17 protein-coding genes and 1 pseudogene are annotated in these 19,484 nt (G+C 35.8%); 16 read left to right on the top strand and 2 right to left on the bottom strand.

Annotation, left to right across the window (positions count from 1 at the left end; all coding sequences use genetic code 11):
• Positions 1 to 259: 259 nt before the first annotated feature.
• The gene (gene spoIVB, locus ACTNDN_RS14085; protein WP_031535232.1) at positions 260 to 1,552 is read left to right on the top strand and encodes a SpoIVB peptidase; all 1,293 of its coding nucleotides are present in this window, start codon (positions 260 to 262) and stop codon (positions 1,550 to 1,552) included.
• Between the two features lie 77 nt (positions 1,553 to 1,629).
• Here the strand turns inward: spoIVB and ACTNDN_RS14080 are convergent, their stop codons facing one another.
• Positions 1,630 to 2,547 carry a 1,4-dihydroxy-2-naphthoate polyprenyltransferase gene (locus ACTNDN_RS14080; protein WP_031535230.1) on the bottom strand — a complete coding sequence of 306 codons (918 nt, stop codon included), beginning with the start codon at positions 2,545 to 2,547 and terminating at the stop codon, positions 1,630 to 1,632.
• A 474-nt stretch (positions 2,548 to 3,021) separates the two neighbouring features.
• Here ACTNDN_RS14080 and spo0A point away from each other — a divergent pair, with 474 nt between their 5' ends.
• The 14 genes and pseudogenes from spo0A to ACTNDN_RS14010 all read left to right on the top strand — a co-directional run bounded on the left by spo0A (position 3,022) and on the right by ACTNDN_RS14010 (position 17,068).
• On the top strand, positions 3,022 to 3,807 hold the full coding sequence (gene spo0A, locus ACTNDN_RS14075; protein ID WP_031535228.1) for a sporulation transcription factor Spo0A: 786 nt from the start codon (positions 3,022 to 3,024) through the stop codon (positions 3,805 to 3,807).
• Positions 3,808 to 4,408: 601 nt separating this feature from the next.
• On the top strand, positions 4,409 to 4,609 hold the full coding sequence (locus ACTNDN_RS14070; protein ID WP_016203255.1) for a cold-shock protein: 201 nt from the start codon (positions 4,409 to 4,411) through the stop codon (positions 4,607 to 4,609).
• A 100-nt stretch (positions 4,610 to 4,709) separates the two neighbouring features.
• The gene (locus ACTNDN_RS14065; RefSeq protein ID WP_031535224.1) at positions 4,710 to 5,432 is read left to right on the top strand and encodes a glycerophosphodiester phosphodiesterase; all 723 of its coding nucleotides are present in this window, start codon (positions 4,710 to 4,712) and stop codon (positions 5,430 to 5,432) included.
• Positions 5,433 to 5,706: 274 nt separating this feature from the next.
• A complete protein-coding gene (locus ACTNDN_RS14060) occupies positions 5,707 to 7,317 on the top strand; it encodes a sigma 54-interacting transcriptional regulator (protein ID WP_349204650.1) in 1,611 nt (536 codons plus the stop codon).
• Between the two features lie 22 nt (positions 7,318 to 7,339).
• Positions 7,340 to 8,431 (top strand): butyrate kinase, encoded by a 1,092-nt coding sequence (gene buk, locus ACTNDN_RS14055; RefSeq protein ID WP_235252241.1) that lies wholly within the window; start codon positions 7,340 to 7,342, stop codon positions 8,429 to 8,431.
• Positions 8,432 to 8,435: 4 nt separating this feature from the next.
• Positions 8,436 to 9,860, top strand: a complete 1,425-nt coding sequence (lpdA, locus tag ACTNDN_RS14050) for a dihydrolipoyl dehydrogenase (protein ID WP_441131332.1) — start codon at positions 8,436 to 8,438, stop codon at positions 9,858 to 9,860.
• Positions 9,861 to 9,937: 77 nt separating this feature from the next.
• The gene (locus ACTNDN_RS14045; RefSeq protein ID WP_235252244.1) at positions 9,938 to 10,930 is read left to right on the top strand and encodes a thiamine pyrophosphate-dependent dehydrogenase E1 component subunit alpha; all 993 of its coding nucleotides are present in this window, start codon (positions 9,938 to 9,940) and stop codon (positions 10,928 to 10,930) included.
• Between the two features lie 13 nt (positions 10,931 to 10,943).
• A complete protein-coding gene (locus tag ACTNDN_RS14040) occupies positions 10,944 to 11,927 on the top strand; it encodes an alpha-ketoacid dehydrogenase subunit beta (protein ID WP_235252239.1) in 984 nt (327 codons plus the stop codon).
• A gap of 25 nt (positions 11,928 to 11,952) precedes the next feature.
• The gene (locus tag ACTNDN_RS14035; RefSeq protein ID WP_349204646.1) at positions 11,953 to 13,203 is read left to right on the top strand and encodes a dihydrolipoamide acetyltransferase family protein; all 1,251 of its coding nucleotides are present in this window, start codon (positions 11,953 to 11,955) and stop codon (positions 13,201 to 13,203) included.
• Between the two features lie 123 nt (positions 13,204 to 13,326).
• A complete protein-coding gene (locus tag ACTNDN_RS14030) occupies positions 13,327 to 13,767 on the top strand; it encodes a BrxA/BrxB family bacilliredoxin (protein ID WP_031535210.1) in 441 nt (146 codons plus the stop codon).
• 366 nt (positions 13,768 to 14,133) lie between these two features.
• Positions 14,134 to 14,919 carry a transporter substrate-binding domain-containing protein gene (locus tag ACTNDN_RS14025; RefSeq protein ID WP_349204644.1) on the top strand — a complete coding sequence of 262 codons (786 nt, stop codon included), beginning with the start codon at positions 14,134 to 14,136 and terminating at the stop codon, positions 14,917 to 14,919.
• 113 nt (positions 14,920 to 15,032) lie between these two features.
• A complete protein-coding gene (locus ACTNDN_RS14020) occupies positions 15,033 to 15,692 on the top strand; it encodes an amino acid ABC transporter permease (protein WP_031535205.1) in 660 nt (219 codons plus the stop codon).
• Positions 15,685 to 16,407 carry an amino acid ABC transporter ATP-binding protein gene (locus tag ACTNDN_RS14015; RefSeq protein WP_031535204.1) on the top strand — a complete coding sequence of 241 codons (723 nt, stop codon included), beginning with the start codon at positions 15,685 to 15,687 and terminating at the stop codon, positions 16,405 to 16,407. The genes ACTNDN_RS14020 and ACTNDN_RS14015 overlap by 8 nt, the downstream gene beginning before the upstream one ends.
• A 150-nt stretch (positions 16,408 to 16,557) precedes the next feature.
• Positions 16,558 to 17,068 (top strand): annotated as a pseudogene (locus ACTNDN_RS14010) (L,D-transpeptidase).
• 236 nt (positions 17,069 to 17,304) lie between these two features.
• On the opposite strand, the gene prli42 reads toward ACTNDN_RS14010, so the two are convergent.
• Positions 17,305 to 17,406, bottom strand: coding sequence for a stressosome-associated protein Prli42 (prli42, locus tag ACTNDN_RS14005; RefSeq protein ID WP_152910842.1), 102 nt, complete (start codon positions 17,404 to 17,406; stop codon positions 17,305 to 17,307).
• Positions 17,407 to 18,349: 943 nt separating this feature from the next.
• Between prli42 and ACTNDN_RS14000 the strand changes: the two genes are divergently transcribed.
• Positions 18,350 to 19,471: a tripeptidase T gene (locus tag ACTNDN_RS14000; RefSeq protein WP_048717788.1), complete on the top strand. Its 1,122-nt coding sequence runs from the start codon at positions 18,350 to 18,352 to the stop codon at positions 19,469 to 19,471.
• The last annotated feature ends 13 nt before the right edge of the window (positions 19,472 to 19,484 follow it).

Genomic DNA, 19,484 nt, shown 5'->3' with positions numbered 1-19,484 from the left:
AACCTTTTCAGTGGGCCTTTAAGGCCGAGGCCGGTAAGAGAGGCTTTTAGCCGCAGAGCAAACCACCAGTTCACACTGGTGGTTTTGATTCTTTTTAAGAAATTGTGAAATACAGTTAATGTTGAAAAAATTGACAAAGCTATCCAATATGGGTAGGTATTTAAAATTTTTAACAGTTATAAATGAGGCTCATACAGGCAAAGTTATAAATGTAGCCGGGAGAAGTCGTGGTGAAAAGAAGCGAGGAGAGTGAAGAGAATTGAAAAGTGATATCCTTAGAAAAATAATTGGTGGGATTCTCCTTGTTTCATTAATATCTTTAGTATGTAATCAATCATTTCAAGAATATCTTCATATTCCCAAAAGCATTACATTGTTTGAGGGGCAATCGATGGAAATCAACAATAGTGAGGCGATTCCTGTGACAGCAAATGTAGCAGACGAAGATTCGGTTGTTGCATTAAGCCAGGAAAAAGGCAAACTTTCTTTGCAAGGAAAAGTAAGTGGGAAAGAAGAGATGATGCTTGAGCTAGCGGGTTTTCCGATAAAAAAAGTGGATGTGAATGTTCTAAAAGACTTTAAAGTCATTCCTGGTGGTCAATCCATCGGGGTGAAATTAAATACAGTTGGCGTACTGGTGGTTGGGCATCACCAAGTTAATACAGAAGAAGCAAAACAATCGCCTGGCGAAAAAGCTGGGATCAAAGTTGGCGATATGATTGTTGAAATAAATGGACAGAAAATCGAAAAAATGGCAGATGTTGCACCATTTGTTCAAAAAGCAGGCGAAGAAAATAAACCATTAGATTTAACAGTTAAAAGAGAGAAGAAAGAATTTAAAACCAAGTTAATGCCGCTTAAAGAAAAAGGGGACAACACATTTAAATTAGGGCTTTATATAAGAGATTCAGCAGCAGGGATAGGAACAATGACTTTTTATCACCCTGATTCCATGAAATATGGGGCTTTAGGTCATGTGATATCAGATATGGATACAAAAAAACCAATAGTTGTGGATGATGGAGAAGTACTGCGTTCTACTGTAACAAGTATTGAAAAAGGCAGTAATGGCAATCCAGGTGAAAAATTAGCAAGATTTTCAGAAGATAAAGAAGTTATCGGGGACATTAAAACAAATAGTCCTTTTGGAATATTTGGGGAACTAAATAAAAACATTAAAAATGGAATCATGGACGAGCCAATGCCGATTACATTATCAGACCAAGTAAAAGAAGGACCAGCACAAATACTAACGGTCGTAGATAATGATCAGGTGAAGCTTTTTGATATCGAAGTAGTAAGCTCTGTACCACAAAAATATCCTGCTACAAAAGGATTAGTTATTAAAGTAACAGATAAAGAATTATTAAGTAAAACAGGTGGGATTGTCCAAGGTATGAGTGGTAGTCCAATTATCCAAGATGGAAAAGTAATTGGAGCAGTTACCCACGTCTTTGTAAATGATCCAACTAGTGGCTATGGAGTTCACATTGAATGGATGTTAAATGAAGCAGGAATTGATATATACGAAAAAGGTCAAAAAGCGTCATAGAAAAAACGGGCAACAACAAAAACAAAAAGTATCATGAAAAGGAGTTTTATTCATCCTTTCCATGATACTTTTTGAATTTACATATTTTGCATAATGAAATCAAATAAATAACCAACAGTAATAAACAATCCAAACATTGTATTCGTCAATCCTGTGTTTTTCATAGCAATCGGTGTTTGGCTTTTATCACCTCTAAAGCCTTTAATTGCTTCAAGCGGCTTCTTAAAGCTTAGTAATACTATTAATAGCCAAGGACTAAAAATGCCGAAAGCAACAAAGATAACAACCCATAAATAGGATAGAATAAATAATGCCGCAAGCAGATTGACTGCCTTATTAAAACCGATTAGGATAGCAATTGTTTTTCTTCCACCTAAAGTATCCTCTTCGATATCTCTAATATTATTTGATAAATTAATTGCACCAATGAGAATTGCGATTGGTACAGAAATCATTATACTTTCTTGATTGATTTCACCAGCCTGGATATAAAATGAAATAAGGATAAAGATACATCCCATACAAATACCAGAAAAGACCTCGCCAAATGGGGTATAAGCAATTGGGAGTGGCCCTCCAGTGTACAAATAACCAATTGCCATGCCAAGTAAGCCGACTAAAGCAATCCACCAACTAGTTTGGGAACAAATATAAATACCCAAAAGTAATGCAATAACATATAGGCTAATTGCCATATTTAAAACTAATTTTGGTTTCATTCCATGATGTACAATGGCTCCACCAATTCCTACTGACTCAGCAGTATCAATGCCTCTTACATAATCATAGTACTCATTGAATAAATTGGTTGCTATTTGAATAATCAAACAAGCGAACATCATGGCAAAAAATAAACCCCATTTTGTTGAGGCGTGTGGGAAAGATAAAACCGTACCAATGGAAACAGGTACAAAGGAAGCAGTTAACGTATGCGGTCTTGTTAGCTTCCATAGTATTTTAAAAGTAGGTTTTACTTCATTCGTTGCATTCTCCATATAAAAATCCTTTCTATCATTGAGCAAATTAAAAAGCACAAGTACTTTTACCATTGTGCTAAGCTTTTATCTGAAAATAACAGATAAGTTGGCCCAAAAAAATTAATGCTTTTTGTCCAACTTTAATAATACCGTTAAAGTAACAACTCAACAAGAATATATTCATAAAAAAGTCATAATTTTTTCTTCCAGAAAAAGAAGTGTTTAGGTAAAAAGAAGTTAATTTAGATGTATTCTTTTTCTATGCAAAGAAGTGGGGTATAATATTGATATAAAGATTTTTCGACAAAATGATGAAATGTATCGAATTCGGTCGAAAACATGAGAAAATGAGAGAAATAATGAGTTTTTCCCTATTTTTTAAGTTTTTTTTATAAAATCAAAGGATTATGGGTTGCTTTGTCGAAAATGTCCTTTAGAATAAAAAATATAGATAAAATTAGAGACATTTGGACCTAAGGGAGGAAACAACTGTTGAAAAAAATAAAAGTTTGTATTGTTGATGATAATCGTGAACTAGTAGGTTTATTGGAAGAGTATATAGATACTCAAGATGACATGGAAGTAATCGGTGTTGCGCATAATGGTCAAGAGTGTCTGGAATTGATCGAACAACTAGAACCAGATGTGATGGTTCTCGATATCATTATGCCTCATCTCGATGGCTTAGCTGTATTAGAAAGAATGCGCCAAATGAATAAAAAAATGCCTAATGTCATTATGCTAACAGCTTTTGGACAAGAGGATGTCACGAAAAAGGCTGTTGAATTAGGAGCATCTTACTTTATTTTAAAACCGTTTGATATGGATTATTTGGCAGGTCATATTCGCCAAGTTAGCGGTAAAACAACTGGGTTTGTGCGAAAATCTTCTTCTTCCTTTAAAACGCAACAGGAACCAAAAACAAAGAATTTAGATGCTAGCATTACAAGTATTATTCACGAGATTGGTGTCCCAGCCCATATTAAAGGCTATCTTTATTTAAGGGAAGCCATTTCGATGGTCTATAATGACATAGAACTATTAGGATCGATTACAAAAGTACTCTATCCAGATATCGCTAAAAAATTTAATACAACTGCAAGCCGTGTGGAGCGTGCAATTCGTCATGCGATTGAAGTCGCTTGGAGCAGAGGCAATATCGATTCCATCTCATCCTTATTCGGCTACACTGTCAGCATGTCTAAAGCAAAACCAACGAACTCAGAATTTATCGCGATTGTGGCAGATAAGTTAAGGCTGGAACATAAGGCTTCTTGAGAGGGTTAGAATAAAGGGTTTTTGGTTATTGCTAATCCAACCAATTCTTTGAAAAACAACTTTTTTTGCGGATTTAAGCCAATAAATTTTTACCTTCTCACCCAATAAATCATTTTGATTTGTTGGGTTTTGTTTTTGTTGGAGATGAAGATGTACAGAGTGAAGTTAACAGAACTACAATTTCATGCAGATGATTTATTTTTTCCTGTCAAAGCAAGACTGTAGCATCTTATAAGCAGAGTCAAAAGCTAATCTTAGTCCTATTTAAAAGTGGAACAGGAGATATTGACAATCTCAAAAAGACTGCACACAAAACCTCTCATTAATATTAACTGTCTGCTCATCTAATTGCTAACTGAATAAATTATAAAGGTGAAATTGATAAAATTGTTAGGAATTAAAAACCATAAAAAGGAATTTGTTTTAAAAAATTGAAAAATTATCATCGGAAGATTTGCTTTCTGTTGATTAACCTGTTACTATAAAGAAGACTTATTTTTGTTCTCTAGAAAATAGTTGAGATTTACATATTTCTTTATTTTTTACTACGAGCAAGGATAGTAATACATTTGTGCATAAAGCACATAGGAGGAAACAAGAAATGGCTACAGGTAAAGTAAAATGGTTTAACGCAGAAAAAGGATTTGGTTTCATCGAAACAGCTGAAGGACAAGATGTATTCGTACATTTCAGCGCTATTCAAACAGAAGGTTTCAAAACATTAGATGAAGGTCAAGAAGTTTCTTTTGACATAGAAGAAGGTCAACGCGGACCTCAAGCTGCTAACGTAGTAAAAAACTAATTTAACAAAAACCGATACAGGCTCTGACTTATGTTAGAGCCTGTTTTTTTCATCATTTATAAAGCAGTAGCGAAAGAGTTCTACATAAGGAAGTGATTTCATGACGAAAATATTTGCACACCGAGGCTATTCTTCCCAATATCCAGAGAATACCATGAAAGCTTTTGAAGAAGCTGAAAAAGCAAAGGCTGATGGAATAGAAATTGATATTCAAATGACAAAAGATGGGGAAGTTGTTATTATTCATGACGAAAAAGTTGATCGAACAACAAATGGATTAGGATATGTGCAAGAATTAAGTTATAAAGGTTTACGATCATTAAATGCAGGACATCGATTCAAGCATATTGGGAAAGAAGCTATTCCCACATTAATTGAGTTATTCGATTGGATGCAAGACAATACGATAACTTGTAATATTGAAATGAAAAATAATAAGATTCCATATAAAGGGATGGAAGAAAAAACAATTGAGCTTATTCGCAAATATGGTTTTGAAAAACGGATTATCTTTTCCTCGTTTAATCATTATAGCCTCGTACATAGTTATCGAATTGCACCTGAAATTGAAACAGCCCCTTTGTTGTCAGATGGAATATATCAGCCTTGGATATATGCAAATGCTATAGGTGCCAAAGGGTTTCATCCTAATTACAAACGCATTAACCAAGAGATAATACAATCCTCAATAGAAAAAAATATCAAAGTTAGAGCATATACAGTGAATAGTCCTAAAGCGATGAGAGCACTAATAAATGAAGGAATCTCAGCAATAATAACAGATGAGCCGATTCTTGCACGTGAATTATTAACGTTGCCTTAAAGAATGATGGTTTTCCAACCTATCTTCAATTTGTTAGAGAGAGGGAGGAGAGCCTTTTTTTTAGATAATAGCCTAAATAATCCCTAAATAACGACTATTAGGTTATCTCCTTCACCAACTCATTTCTCCACAAATTTGCAACCAATAGTATATTCAAATAAATCTTTTTTTCAGAAATAAAAGAAAATGGGAAAAAAATTGCATAATAACAGAGAGATAGGTATAGTATAGATATGAAATAAATTGCACGGATGAACAGATAGGAAGTGTACTAATGATTGATCGAACTATACAGACAACCTCTTATGCCCTATTTGATGAAATGAAGGAAGGGATTATTCTAGTGGATAATCGCGGAGTCATCTGTTATTTCAACAAAAGTGCAGAAAGAATGATAAAGGGACACTATCATCTTCAAATAGATCAACATATTTTATCGATTATTCCTACTAGTGGGATGATGAGAGTATTACATACTAAAAGAAAAGAAGAACAGAAAATATTTGCTATATCTGATAAGGATAATCTTTTAATTTCTCGTTATCCGCTAAAAAAAGAGGGAAATCAAGTTATAGGTGCATTGGCGGTATTACAAGAAGCCAATCAAAAAAGAGAATGGTTTGATGATAACAGCATCCGAGTATTGCTTACATTGATTTTGCAAAAAAATGCAGAAGCATTTGCAGTAGTCGATGATCTTGGTCATATCATCATGCAAAATCCGTCATATGAAGAGTTGCTTTCAGTACTTAATCAGAAAAAAGCACGTAACTTAATTATCAAGAATAGAGAAGAAGTCTTCCGAACAAGACGGGATGCGGAAATTTCGATAAATACGGACTCTTACAGTCTTATCATAAAAAGTACACCAATTATCGTAGATGGAATCTTAAAAGGCTGTCTGCAAAGCATCAACAGTTATACGGAAATAGTTCAGTTAAAAAGGGAACTTCAACAAACTAAAACGATTATACGCAGGCTAGAGCAAAGTTACCAATTTGAGGACTTTATTTATCAATCATCTTCTATGAAATTTGCACTTGAGCAGGCCAAGCTAATTGGAGCAAGCAAACGTGTGCTATTTATTAGAGGGGAAGAAGGCACTGGAAAGTTTATGCTTGCTAATACTATTCACAATTGGAGTGAAAATAAGTTTCATTTGTTTAAATGTATACATCCAAAGAGAAACAGAGAACAATTAATAGAACTTTTAAGTAAAAATAACGGGAACGCTAAAGGGACGGTTTACTTAGAAAATGTTACTTGTTTGTCGATGGAGGAGCAAACTTTGCTTCTAGAAATGATGAAAAAGGATGGGAAGGAAGAGAAACAATCGTCCCTTCGCCTTATTGTTTCATCTCCTATCAAACTAGAAAAAGCATTAATGGCAGGAATGTTTTTAGAAGAACTCTATGACGAGCTAATGAAATCGCATATATACTTACCTCCTTTAAGCGAGCGTAAGGAGGATATTTATCCATTAGCAAAGCATTTTCTTTTAGAACTAAATAAAGAAAGCGGAAGGTGGATAAAAGAGATTGAATTAGATGCCCAAAAAGCATTAGAAGCTTATTCTTACTCTACTAATGTCCACGAATTAAAGGCAATCTTACAACTAGCTGTAATAAGAGCAAAAGAAGAAGATACTGTGCTTAAAGCGGAGCATCTTATTCTTTCGCAAACGAGTGCAGAATCAAAAATAGATAGCCATGAGGAAATCGATGAAGATAATCAAACACTATCTGAGCTAGTCGAAAAATACGAGACGGTTATTATAGAAAAAACCTTGAAGAAATTAGACGGGAATAAAACGTTGACGGCAAAAACATTAGGGTTATCTGTCCGCAATTTGTATTATAAGTTGGATAAGTATCATTTAAATTAATTTTTAATAAGAGGTTTTTAAAATGAGTAAATTTCGCATATTGGTAATAAACCCGAGGTCATTAGTAACAGAAATTGCCCTCTATGAAAACGAGGTTCCGCTAATAATAGACGATTTATCTCATGATTCTGATAAGTTAGCGGAATTTCCTTCTGTTGCTTCTCAATATAAATTTAGAGCAGATGAAATTTTGTCTTATCTAGTAATTAAAGGAATCAATCTTTCGAAATTAGCTGCTGTTTGTGGAAGAGGCGGTTTACTTAAGCCCATCGATGGCGGAACCTATTTGGTAAATGCTGCTATGCGTAAAGAATTGCTTGAACAAACAAGAGGAGAACATCCTTCTAATCTGGGAGCACTTATCGCTTATGAAATTGGCGAGCATTTCGAGATTCCCTCCTATATAGTAGATCCAGTTGTTGTGGATGAAATGGCCGATATCGCTAAGATTTCTGGTTACCCGAAAATTACAAGAAAAAGTATATTCCATGCCCTTAATCATAAAGCAACAGGAAGACGTGCGGCGATGGAGCTTGGCAAAAAGTATGAGGATGTTCAATTAATCATTGCACATCTTGGCGATGGGATTACAATTGGAGCACATTCGAACGGAAGAGTAATCGATGTTAATAATGGATTGAATGGGGAAGGGCCTTTTAGTATCGAACGTTCTGGAACACTACCACATGGTGATTTAGTTGATTTATGTTATTCAGGAAAATTCAGCTACGAAGAAATGAAGCAAGAATTACTATACCATTCAGGGATAATGGCTTATATCGATAAACCAAGTAGAGGATCACTAGATATAGAAGAAGAACTAAAAAAGGGTGATAATCCAAGTTATCACATTATTGAAGCGCTAGCATACCAAGTCGCTAAGGAAATCGGCAGTGTAAGTACAGTGCTATTAGGGGAAGTAGACGCCATTATCTTAACAGGTGAGCTTGCATACAGTAATTTATTTGTAAAATTAATTATGGAACGTGTTAATTGGATTGCAGATATAATGGTATATCCAGGCGAAAATGAGCGACAGTCATTGGCACAGGGAGTACTCCGAGTATTACGCAAGGAAGAATTAGTAAAAGAGTATGAAAGTAAAGGGGTGTGAAAAAATGGCAAAAGAGTATGATCTTGTCATTCTAGGTGGTGGAACAGGCGGCTATGTAGCAGCAATTCGTGCCTCCCAATTAGGTTTAAAAACAGCAGTGGTAGAAAAAGGTAAATTAGGTGGAACATGTTTACATAATGGTTGCATTCCAAGTAAAGCACTATTAAGAAGTGCGGAAGTTTATGCGACAACGAAAAAAAGTGATGAATTTGGGATTATTACATCAGATATCCGATTGGACTTTAATCGAGTGCAAGAAAGAAAATCAACCATCATAAGCCAGTTGCATAGTGGTGTGCAATATTTAATGAAAAAAGGGAAAATTGATGTTTATGAAGGAAACGGCAGAATAATGGGACCATCTATTTTTTCACCGATGCCGGGAACGATCTCAGTTGAAATGAATAATGGAGAAGAAAATGAAATGTTGCTTCCGAAAAATGTAATCATTGCAACAGGATCTAGACCGAAAACCTTACCGGGATTAGAGATTGATGGTTCGACTGTCATTAGTTCGGAGGAAGCATTACAAATGGAAGATCTTCCTAAATCCATTATTATTGTGGGCGGAGGAGTAATAGGAGTTGAATGGGCTTCCATGCTTTCAGATTTTGATGTGAAAGTAACTATTTTAGAATATAGTGATCGATTGGTGCCAACAGAAGATAAGGAAATAAGTAAAGAATTACAGAGAATCCTAAAGAAAAAAGGGATCAAGATAGTTACAGGTGCCAAGGTTTTAGCAGACACCGTCCAGAAGAATCCATCTAATGTAACTATCCAAGCAGAAAAAAATGGCGATATACAGTCGTTTGAAGGAGAAAAACTGCTTGTATCTGTTGGACGTATTGGAAATGTAGAAGGAATTGGTCTGGAAAATACAGAAATTGCAGTTTCTAATAACGTAATTGAAACAAATAAATACTATCAAACAAAGGAATCGCATATTTACGCAATTGGCGATTGTATTGGAGGATTGCAACTGGCACATGTAGCCTCACATGAAGGAATAATTGCCGTTGAACATATTGCCGGGCAAAAGCCACATCCTCTAGACTATAAAACAGTTTCTAAATGCATCTATACTAGTCCAGAAATAGCTAGTGTAGGTTATACAGAAGAAGAGGCAATTGCGCTTGGATATTCGATTAAAAAAGGAAAATTCTCCTTTAAAGCAATTGGAAAAGCGCTTATTTACGGGGAGCAAGATGGATTTGTAAAAATAATCTCAGATAAAAATTCAGAAGATTTATTAGGAGTTCATATTATCGGTACACATGCTACTGACTTAATCGCAGAAGGAGCTCTTGCAAAAATGCTCGATGCAACAGCTTGGGAAATTGGAAATACGATTCATCCACATCCGACACTGTCAGAAGCAATTGGAGAGGCAGCGCTTGCAGTAGAAGGCAAAGCAATTCATGGCTAAATAAAAAGCTAAACAAGTAAAGGGAAAGTAAATAATAAAGGCAAAAATTGATTCCATTAGGAGGTAATAATATGACTATGGTCCATAATCGCCATTTAGAAGCTGGTTTAACAGACGACCAAGTATTGGCTATGTATGAGCAGATGCTTTTAGCTAGAAGAATTGATGAAAGAATGTGGTTATTAAATCGAGCAGGAAAAATTCCATTTGTTATTTCTTGTCAAGGCCAAGAAGCGGCACAAGTAGGAGCAGCTTTTGCGTTTGACCGTGATAAAGATTATATGCTGCCATATTATCGTGATTTAGGGGTTGTGCTAACTTTTGGGATGACAACGAAGGATATTATGCTATCGGGCTTTGCAAAAGCAGAAGATCCAAACTCAGGAGGAAGACAAATGCCAGGACACTTCGGTCAAAAGAAAAATCGTATTGTCACAGGTTCTTCCCCGGTCACTACGCAAGTACCACATGCAGTTGGCATTGCATTAGCGGGTAAAATAGAGAAGAAAGATATTGTTACCTTTGTCAGCTTTGGGGAAGGATCTTCGAATCAAGGAGACTTCCATGAAGGAGCAAACTTTGCTGGTGTGCATAAACTACCTGTTATTTTTCTATGCGAAAATAATAAATATGCTATTTCTGTCCCAATCGAAAAGCAATTAGGGTGTGCAAATGTTTCCGATCGAGCAATTGGCTATGGAATGCCAGGATACACAGTGGATGGAAATGATCCAATTGAAGTATATCGTGTCACAAAAGAGGCGGTGGATCGCGCAAGAAGAGGAGAAGGGCCAACTCTTATTGAAACTGTCTCGTACCGTTTAACCCCACATTCTTCTGATGATGATGATAGTAGCTATCGTGCAAAAGAAGAAGTAACAGAAGCAAAAGGAAAAGATCCACTATTTACATTTAGAGCTTATTTAATGTCGACTGGAATATTAACAGAAGAATTAGATCAAAGCTTAAATAAAAAGATCGCGGAAGAAATAAATGAAGCAACGGATTATGCTGAAAAGGCGCCATATGCACAACCAGAAGATACACTTAAATTTGTGTATGGTGAATAAGGGGGAAATGTAGATGCCAGTAATATCCTATATAGATGCAGTAACTCAAGCCATTCGAGAAGAAATGGAGAAAGATGACAAAGTATTTATCCTTGGCGAAGATGTAGGGGTAAAAGGGGGAGTTTTTAAAGCTACAACAGGTCTTTACGAACAATTTGGCGCAGAAAGAGTAATTGATGCTCCTTTAGCTGAATCAGCTATCGCAGGGGTAGGGATTGGAGCAGCAATGTACGGCTTAAAGCCTATCGCAGAAATGCAATTCGCTGATTTTATTATGCCTGCTGTCAACCAAATTGTCTCAGAAGCAGCAAAAGTTAGATATCGTTCCAATAATGACTGGACTTGTCCTATTGTCATTCGTGCTCCTTATGGAGGTGGCATTCATGGAGCACTTTATCATTCTCAATCGGTAGAAGCGATGTTTGCTAATACTCCTGGTTTGAAAATCGTCATGCCATCTACTCCATATGATGTTAAAGGTTTATTAAAGGCGGCCATTCAAGATCCAGATCCTGTTTTATTCTTTGAACACAAACGTGCTTACAGACTAATAAAGGGGTTTGTTCCCGATGAAGATTATGTGCTGCCTATTGGTAAGGCAGATATAAAACGAGAAGGGGAAGATATAACTGTAATCACGTATGGTTTATGTGTTCATTTTGCCCTACAGGCTGCTGAAAAATTGGCAGAGGACGGGATTTCTGCCCATGTTTTAGATTTACGAACCGTTTATCCACTAGATAAGGAAGCAATTATGGAAGCTGCCTCGAAAACAGGAAAAGTCCTTTTAATAACAGAAGACAACAAAGAGGGCAGTGTGATTAGTGAAGTTGCAGCTATTATTGCCGAAAACTGTTTGTTTGATTTAGATGCACCAATTATGCGATTAGCGGGAGAAGATGTTCCAGCGATGCCATATGCCCCAACGATGGAAAAATTCTTTTTAATTACGCCAGAAAAAGTAGAAACAGAAATGAGAAAGCTAGCAGAATTTTAAGTCGCATAAGAAGGAGTGAAAACAGATGCCAATCGAGAAAATTACCATGCCTAAACTAGGAGAAAGTGTTACAGAAGGTACGATAAGCAATTGGCTTGTAGCTGTAGGGGATGTCGTTAACAAATATGATCCTCTTGCTGAAGTTATGACAGATAAAGTAAATGCAGAAATTCCTTCTTCTTTTTCTGGAAAGATTAAAGAATTAATTGCTGAAGAAGGGCAAACCCTTGATGTAGGCGAAGTAATATGTACCATTGAAGTAGAAGGGGATAAATCACAGGAAGAACAGTCTCAGGAAGAAAAGACAGTAAAAAAAGAAGCGGATATATCTATTCAAGCTGACACGAGTCAAAAAACTAGATATTCACCAGCTGTATTACGTTTATCTCAAGAAGCTGGAATTGATTTAGCGCTATTAAAGGGAACAGGCGCAGGTGGAAGAATTACAAGAAAAGATGTTCAAAAAGCGATAAGCGACGGCGTTCCACAGGTAAAAGAAGAAGAAAAAGCACCTGTAAATGTTGCAGTAACTCCCCCTAAAGAAACGGTTGTACATAGTAGTATTCAAACAAAAGCGGGAGACAAGGAGTTGCCGATTACTGGAGTTAGGAAAGCAATTGCAAGTAATATGGTAAAAAGTAAGCATGAAATTCCTCATGCTTGGACAATGATAGAAGTCGATGTAACAAAGCTTGTCCAATATAGAAATAAAGTAAAAGATTCCTTTAAGAAAGAAGAAGGCTATAACTTAACATTCTTTGCCTTTTTTGTGAAAGCAGTTGCCCGTGCATTAAAAGAATTCCCAGAAATTAATTCTACTTGGGCTGGAGACAAAATCATTCAGAAAAAAGATATTAATATCTCCATAGCTGTAGCAACAGAAGGTGCGTTATTTGTTCCTGTTATAAAAAACGCTGACGAAAAATCAATTAAAGGAATTGCAAGAGAGATTACAGAACTTGCCAACAAAGCGAGAACGGGTAAGCTTACTATTGATGAAATGCAAGATGGCACATTTACTGTCAATAACACGGGGTCATTTGGATCTATTCAGTCAATGGGAATTATCAATCATCCACAAGCCGCAATCCTTCAAGTGGAATCCATTGTGAAAAGACCTGTAATTAAAGAGAATATGATCGCTATCTCAGATATGGTGAATTTATGCATGTCATTAGACCATCGAGTATTAGATGGACTTGTTTGTGGAAGGTTTTTACAAAGAATTAAAGAAATACTAGAAACAACATCAGAGGAAACAACACCGATCTATTAAGAAATGGGAAAAATCAGTTCCGTAAAATGGTGAATACAGCTAATACAAACATATATATTGAAAATAAGTACTTTTTTTATAATAATGTAGGAAGAAAAATATTTCATAAAAGGGAGCGAAACGATGAATATTGACTTTAACTTATTCATGAATGATGTTGTCCGTCAAGCACGACAAGAAATAGTAGAAGCTGGGTATCAAGAATTAACGACAAAAGAAGCAGTAGATGAAGCATTATCCCAAAAAGGTACGACTCTTGTGATGGTGAACTCTGTATGTGGATGTGCTGGTGGAATTGCTAGACCAGCTGCAAGCTACTCGTTACATTATAAAAAAAGACCAGATCAATTAGTAACTGTATTTGCAGGACAGGATAAAGAAGCAACAGAACAAGCTCGTTCCTATTTTACTGGTTTTCCTCCATCCTCTCCTTCTTTTGCATTAATGAAAGACGGCGAACTTGTGAAGATGGTGGAGCGCCATGAAATCGAAGGTCATGATCCTATGCAAGTAGTAGAAAAACTACAAACTGCATTTGAAGAATACTGTGAAGAAGTTAAATAAGAATTGTATATTTGCTCAAAAAGCTCAGGTATCTGAGCTTTTTTTGATGCAAAAATTCGGGCATGTAAGAGAAAAAACTACATATTAAGTAGCTAATCAACATAAAGAGCGATTATGTCCATGGTTTCGTTTTGTGAGAAAAAAGAATTTTCAAAAAAATATAACTATATTTATTTAAAAATTAAATTTTTTCAGAATAGTATTTCATTTATTGAATTTGTATAAATTGTATTGAATATTTATAAGTATGTGTTAAAATTCATATTGTTGCATGAATATAAATGAAAGATTATCTTATAATTTGCAACAAATAAGCAATATTAATAGAGAATAGAAGCATTAGAAAGTATAGGGGGATAATAAATAATGAAAAAATTATTAACATTAATGCTGTTATCAATCGTAGTTGTTTTAAGCGCTTGTGGAACCTCTACTGATGAAAACAGTTCAAATAGTGATAGTGGATCTTCTGATAAAAAGGTACTTGTCATGGGAACTTCAGCTGACTATGCGCCATTTGAATATATTGATACAGCAAAAAGTGATGACATTATCGGTTTTGATATTGATTTAGCTAATGCATTAGGCGAAAAACTTGGGTATGAAATCCAAGTTAAAGATATGGACTTTAGCGGATTAATTTCTGCTTTGCAATCTGGAAAAGTAGATTTAGTACTATCGGGTATGTCTCCAACACCAGAAAGAGCTGAAAACGTTGATTTTAGTGATGTATATTACACATCAAAAGATTTAGTTATAACGACAAAAGATAGCAATATTAAAACAGTGAAAGACCTTGAAGGGAAAAAAGTTGGGGTACAATTAGGTTCCATTCAAGAGGATGCAGCAAATGAAATTGCTGAAACAGTAAAGATTACTGTCGAAAATCGTGACCGAATCCCGCAACTAATTCAAGAAATTAAAGCTGGAAGATTTGATGCTGCAATTATCGAAGATGTTGTTGCTACTGGCTATTTAAATAAAGAGGATACATTAACATCCTTCCCTGCAAAAGAAGCTAATCAGGATGCAGGTTCTGCGATTGCATTTCCAAAGGGCAGTGAATTAACAAGTAAGTTCAATGATGAATTAAAGAAAATGCAAGATAGCGGAGAAATTGATGAGTTAATTGTTAAATGGTTTGATAACTAATTGAGAAGTGAAAGCCGGGGACAGTTTAGGGCAAGTTTGCCCTAAACGTTTTCTTGTTTTTAAGCTAAATAGATAGAAGACACCCTGTTTTTTATGAAAGGATTGAGATATTAATGGGCTTGGATTTCCAACAATTTATTCCATCGCTTCCTTATTTACTGAAGGGAGTAACAGTAACATTGCAAATTGTTATTGTAGCTGGAATTATTGGATTTGTTTTAGGGATTATACTTTCGATATTTAAACTAAGTAAGATTCCAGTATTAAGCTGGATAGCTGCTATTTATACATCTGTATTCAGAGGGACGCCACTTGTTTTGCAATTAATGATTATCTATTTTGGGGTTCCGCAATTAACTGGGATACAAATAGAACCCTCGGTTGCTGCGATTCTTTCCTTTGGCTTAAATTCAGCTGCTTATATTTCTGAGATTATTCGAGCTGGAATTTTAGCAGTTGATCGTGGACAGAAAGAGGCAGCCATGGCATTAGGTGTCTCACCTAGACAAGCAATGTTTGACTTAATCTTGCCACAGGCTTTAAAAAATATTTTTCCGGCATTAATCAATGAAGCTGTTTCTTTAACAAAAGAGTCAGCGGTTGTAACGGTAATTGGTGTAACAGATATTATGCGTAGGGCCTATATTATGGGTGGAGAAAAATATGCATATTTGGAGCCAATGATTCTAGCAGGTCTTATCTACTATGTATTAGTAATGATGTTGACTACATTGGCAAAAGCCGTTGAAAGGAGAATGAGAAGAAGTGATTAATGTTGAAAATTTGCATAAATCCTATGGCTCCCTTCAAGTTTTAAAAGGGATTAATACACAGGTCAAAAAAGGGGAAGTAGTGACCATAATCGGTCCTTCTGGTTCAGGGAAATCTACTTTTCTTCGCTGTATAAACTTGCTTGAAGTGCCTACAGAAGGAAAAGTAATCATTGATGGGACGGATATTACGACAAAAAACACAAACATAAAAAAAATGAGAGAAAATGTGGGGATGGTATTTCAACATTTTCATCTTTTCCCACATAAAACGGTTTTGCAAAACGTAACATATGCACCGATTAAAGTGAAGGGATTAAGTAAGGGAGAAGCGGAAAAAATGGGTAAAGAACTTCTTGCTAAAGTTGGCCTTGCTGATAAAGCAGCTGTTTATCCTAGCCGTTTATCTGGGGGACAAAAGCAAAGGGTCGCTATTGCACGTGCTCTTGCAATGAATCCAGAAGTAATCTTATTTGATGAACCAACGTCAGCTTTGGATCCTGAAATGGTAAAAGAAGTGCTTGAGGTAATGAAATCACTTGCAAATACAGGCATTACCATGCTAATTGTGACACATGAAATGGGCTTTGCGAGAGAAGCGGCAAACAGAGTATTATTCCTTGATGGTGGAGTTGTAGTAGAGGATGCACCGCCAGCAGAGTTTTTCACCAATCCAAAAACAGAACGCGCAAAAGAATTTTTGGAAAAAATGCTATAATATTGAATACAATTAGATTTCTTCGTCTCTAGGATGAAGGAATCTTTTTCGTACTCAGTGAAGCTGAATGAATCCTATTAGGATTACGATTCCTTATCGTATAAAGAATAAGCATCCACATACACTAAGAAAAAAAGCGAGTGTGATTGTATGCTGAAACTTATTCTTTCTATTTTCCTAACTGTCTCACCTATATGGCCATTAGGGCAAAACCCTTTACCAGGAGATTCTTTTGTTATTATAAACAAAAAAAACCAATCAATTATCCATAATAGATGAAAATAGAGTTCAAACTATTATTAGTGTATCGACAGGAAAAACAGAAGACTTAACACCAGATGGCTTATTTACCATTACAGTTAAAGCAGTAGAACCGTATTATCGCAAAAAAAATATCGCTGGCGGACATGAAGATAATCCTTTGGGAACACGGTGGATTGGTTTTGATGCGAAGAATACAGATGGAAGAATATATGGTATTCATGGAACTAATAATCCAGGCACTATTGGAAATTATGTGTCCAATGGCTGTGTCCGTATGCAAAATGAGGCAGTAGAATCGATTTATGATTTAATACCATTAGGAACCAAAGTTCTAATAACAAAGTCAGATAAAAGCTTTGAGGAATTAGCAAAAGAGTATGGGGCTATTCATGAATAAAAAAGGAGCTGGGACAACATCGTTTCAGCTAGTAATAAACACGAACTGTTTTTGTTTTTGGCAAGAAGCTTTCAAAAAAAGTTTGTTGTATTACCCGCAGTCTGAATACATTTCGCTTACCATGGGGCTGCGCTTTAGCCTTCTCGGCTTTAGGGGTATTCCCTTTCACGCAGCTCCCATAGGAGATTACGTGTATTCAGACTGCTTAGTTCTTCCATTAGTAAGATAGTCTTCGGTTAAAATAACATTCCAATTCCGATTAACAGTGTAGATGCTAGCATAATAAAGATCATTAAATATACAACAATCTTTTGTAATCTATTTTTTCGTTTCTTCATAGGATCCTCCATAGTCTAACCATTCTTACTGTCTATTTTACTAAGAATAGAAGAATGGTACAACTATAAACATATGGAATTTTGATTAGGGAATTTTTTTAAGGTAAGAGGCTGGGACATAAACATTTCAGTTAACAATAAATACGAACGATTATGTGGTAAGTTTACATGATCGTTCGTATTTATATTTTAAAAAAAGGTTTAAAAATGAACTGAAATGGAGCGGAGGACGGTCGACTCCTGCGGGAAATAGAGGAAAGGCTGAGACCCCGCAGCGCAGCGAGGAGGGCACTGAAAAAGTATAGTATCTCCAAATTAAATAAGAATTTATTTATTTGAAAGCGAATATTAAGTTGGTTTGGAGAGGTGACCGCTTGACTCCTATGGGAACAGCGAGAAAGTCCGAGACCCTGCAGGAGCGTGAGCTGTGAAGCGGCTCGGCGCTCGCCCCAATGAGTCATGTGGGCACCTCGGAAAACAATTTACACATCTAAGTTTAAAAGGCAGTTACGGCCAATCATCAATAGCTATCAGTTTTTCAGTGCCCTCGCAGCGAGGAGCCATAAAACGGCTTTAAAGGTTGATATTCCAACATTTCTAGAGGGAGGCTCAGTTTCCTCCCCGGCGCATCGACCGTCTGTAGCGCAATGGAACGACTTAGTTTTTACACTTGAATATATTTAAAACCATAAATAACTAATATGAAAAAGTAGCTTTATTTAAGAGCTAAATTAGAGATTGTTCGTCTTTAAAGATTAGTTATTTAGATTTGTCCCAGCCTCTTTAAAAATACAGATCTTTTCTTAAAAATAAAGGTAGATATTCCGTCCGAAATTTTCATATCTACATGAAAATCAAAATAATTATCCCTGTGATTTTCATTTGATGTTCTATTTTTATAAGCGTATACTAATAATGTCACTAATTTTTGGAGGAACAAAAAATGATTAATCAAGAGCGTTTATTAAATCAATTTTTAGAACTAGTACAAATTGATTCGGAAACAAAGTTTGAAAAAGAAATTAGTATTGTATTAAAAAAGAAATTTGAAGAGCTAGGTTTAGAAGTATTCGAGGATGATACTACTGCGATTACAGGTCACGGTGCAGGTAATTTAATCTGTACACTGCCGGCAACAAAGGAAAATGTTGATCCGATTTACTTCACCTCTCATATGGATACAGTAGTTCCTGGAGTTGGAGTAAAACCGTCCATTAAAGATGGATACATAGTAACAGATGGCACGACAATACTTGGGGCAGATGATAAAACTGGTTTATCTGTTATGCTTGAAATACTTACTGTAATTAAAGAAAATAATATTCCTCATGGAACCATTCAATTTATCATCACAGTAGGAGAAGAATCTGGATTATTAGGAGCGAAAGCACTTGATCCAAAATTAATTCAAGCAAAATACGGCTACGCATTAGATAGTGATGGTAAAGTAGGAAATATCGTTGTAGCTGCACCAACACAAGCAAAAGTCAAAGCAACGATTCTAGGGAAAACAGCTCATGCAGGCGTGGCACCTGAAAAGGGAGTTTCTGCTATTACCATTGCTTCTAAAGCGGTAGCAAAAATGCCTTTAGGTCGTATAGACAAAGAAACAACAGCCAATATCGGCAGTTTCGCTGGAGGAAAACAAACAAATATCGTTTGCGACCATGTAGATATTCTTGCAGAAGCACGCTCATTAGTAGAAGATAAAATGCTTGCACAAGTTGCTAAGATGAAGGATGCATTTGAGTCAGCTGCTAAAGAAATGGGTGGAGAAGCTATTGTAGAAGTGGATATAATGTATCCAGGTTTTAAATTCGGTGAAGGTGACCATGTCGTGGAAGTGGCTAAAAAAGCCGCTGCAAAAATTGGCAGAAGCTGTGAATTACAACAAAGCGGCGGAGGTAGTGATGCCAACGTAATCTGCGGTTTTGGCATTCCTACAGTTAATCTTGCGGTAGGATATGAAGATATTCATACAACAAATGAAAAGATGCCAATTGAAGAATTGAATAAATTGGCTGAGATGGTACTAGCTATTATTGAAGAAGTAACAGGTAAATAATCAAGGTTATGTA

The sequence above is a fragment of the Niallia sp. HCP3S3_B10 genome (genome assembly GCF_052064465.1).
GTDB lineage: Bacteria > Bacillota > Bacilli > Bacillales > Cytobacillaceae > Niallia > Niallia hominis.
The sequence above is the reverse complement of the archived record's forward strand: the minus strand, read 5'-3'. Positions and strand labels throughout refer to the sequence as shown.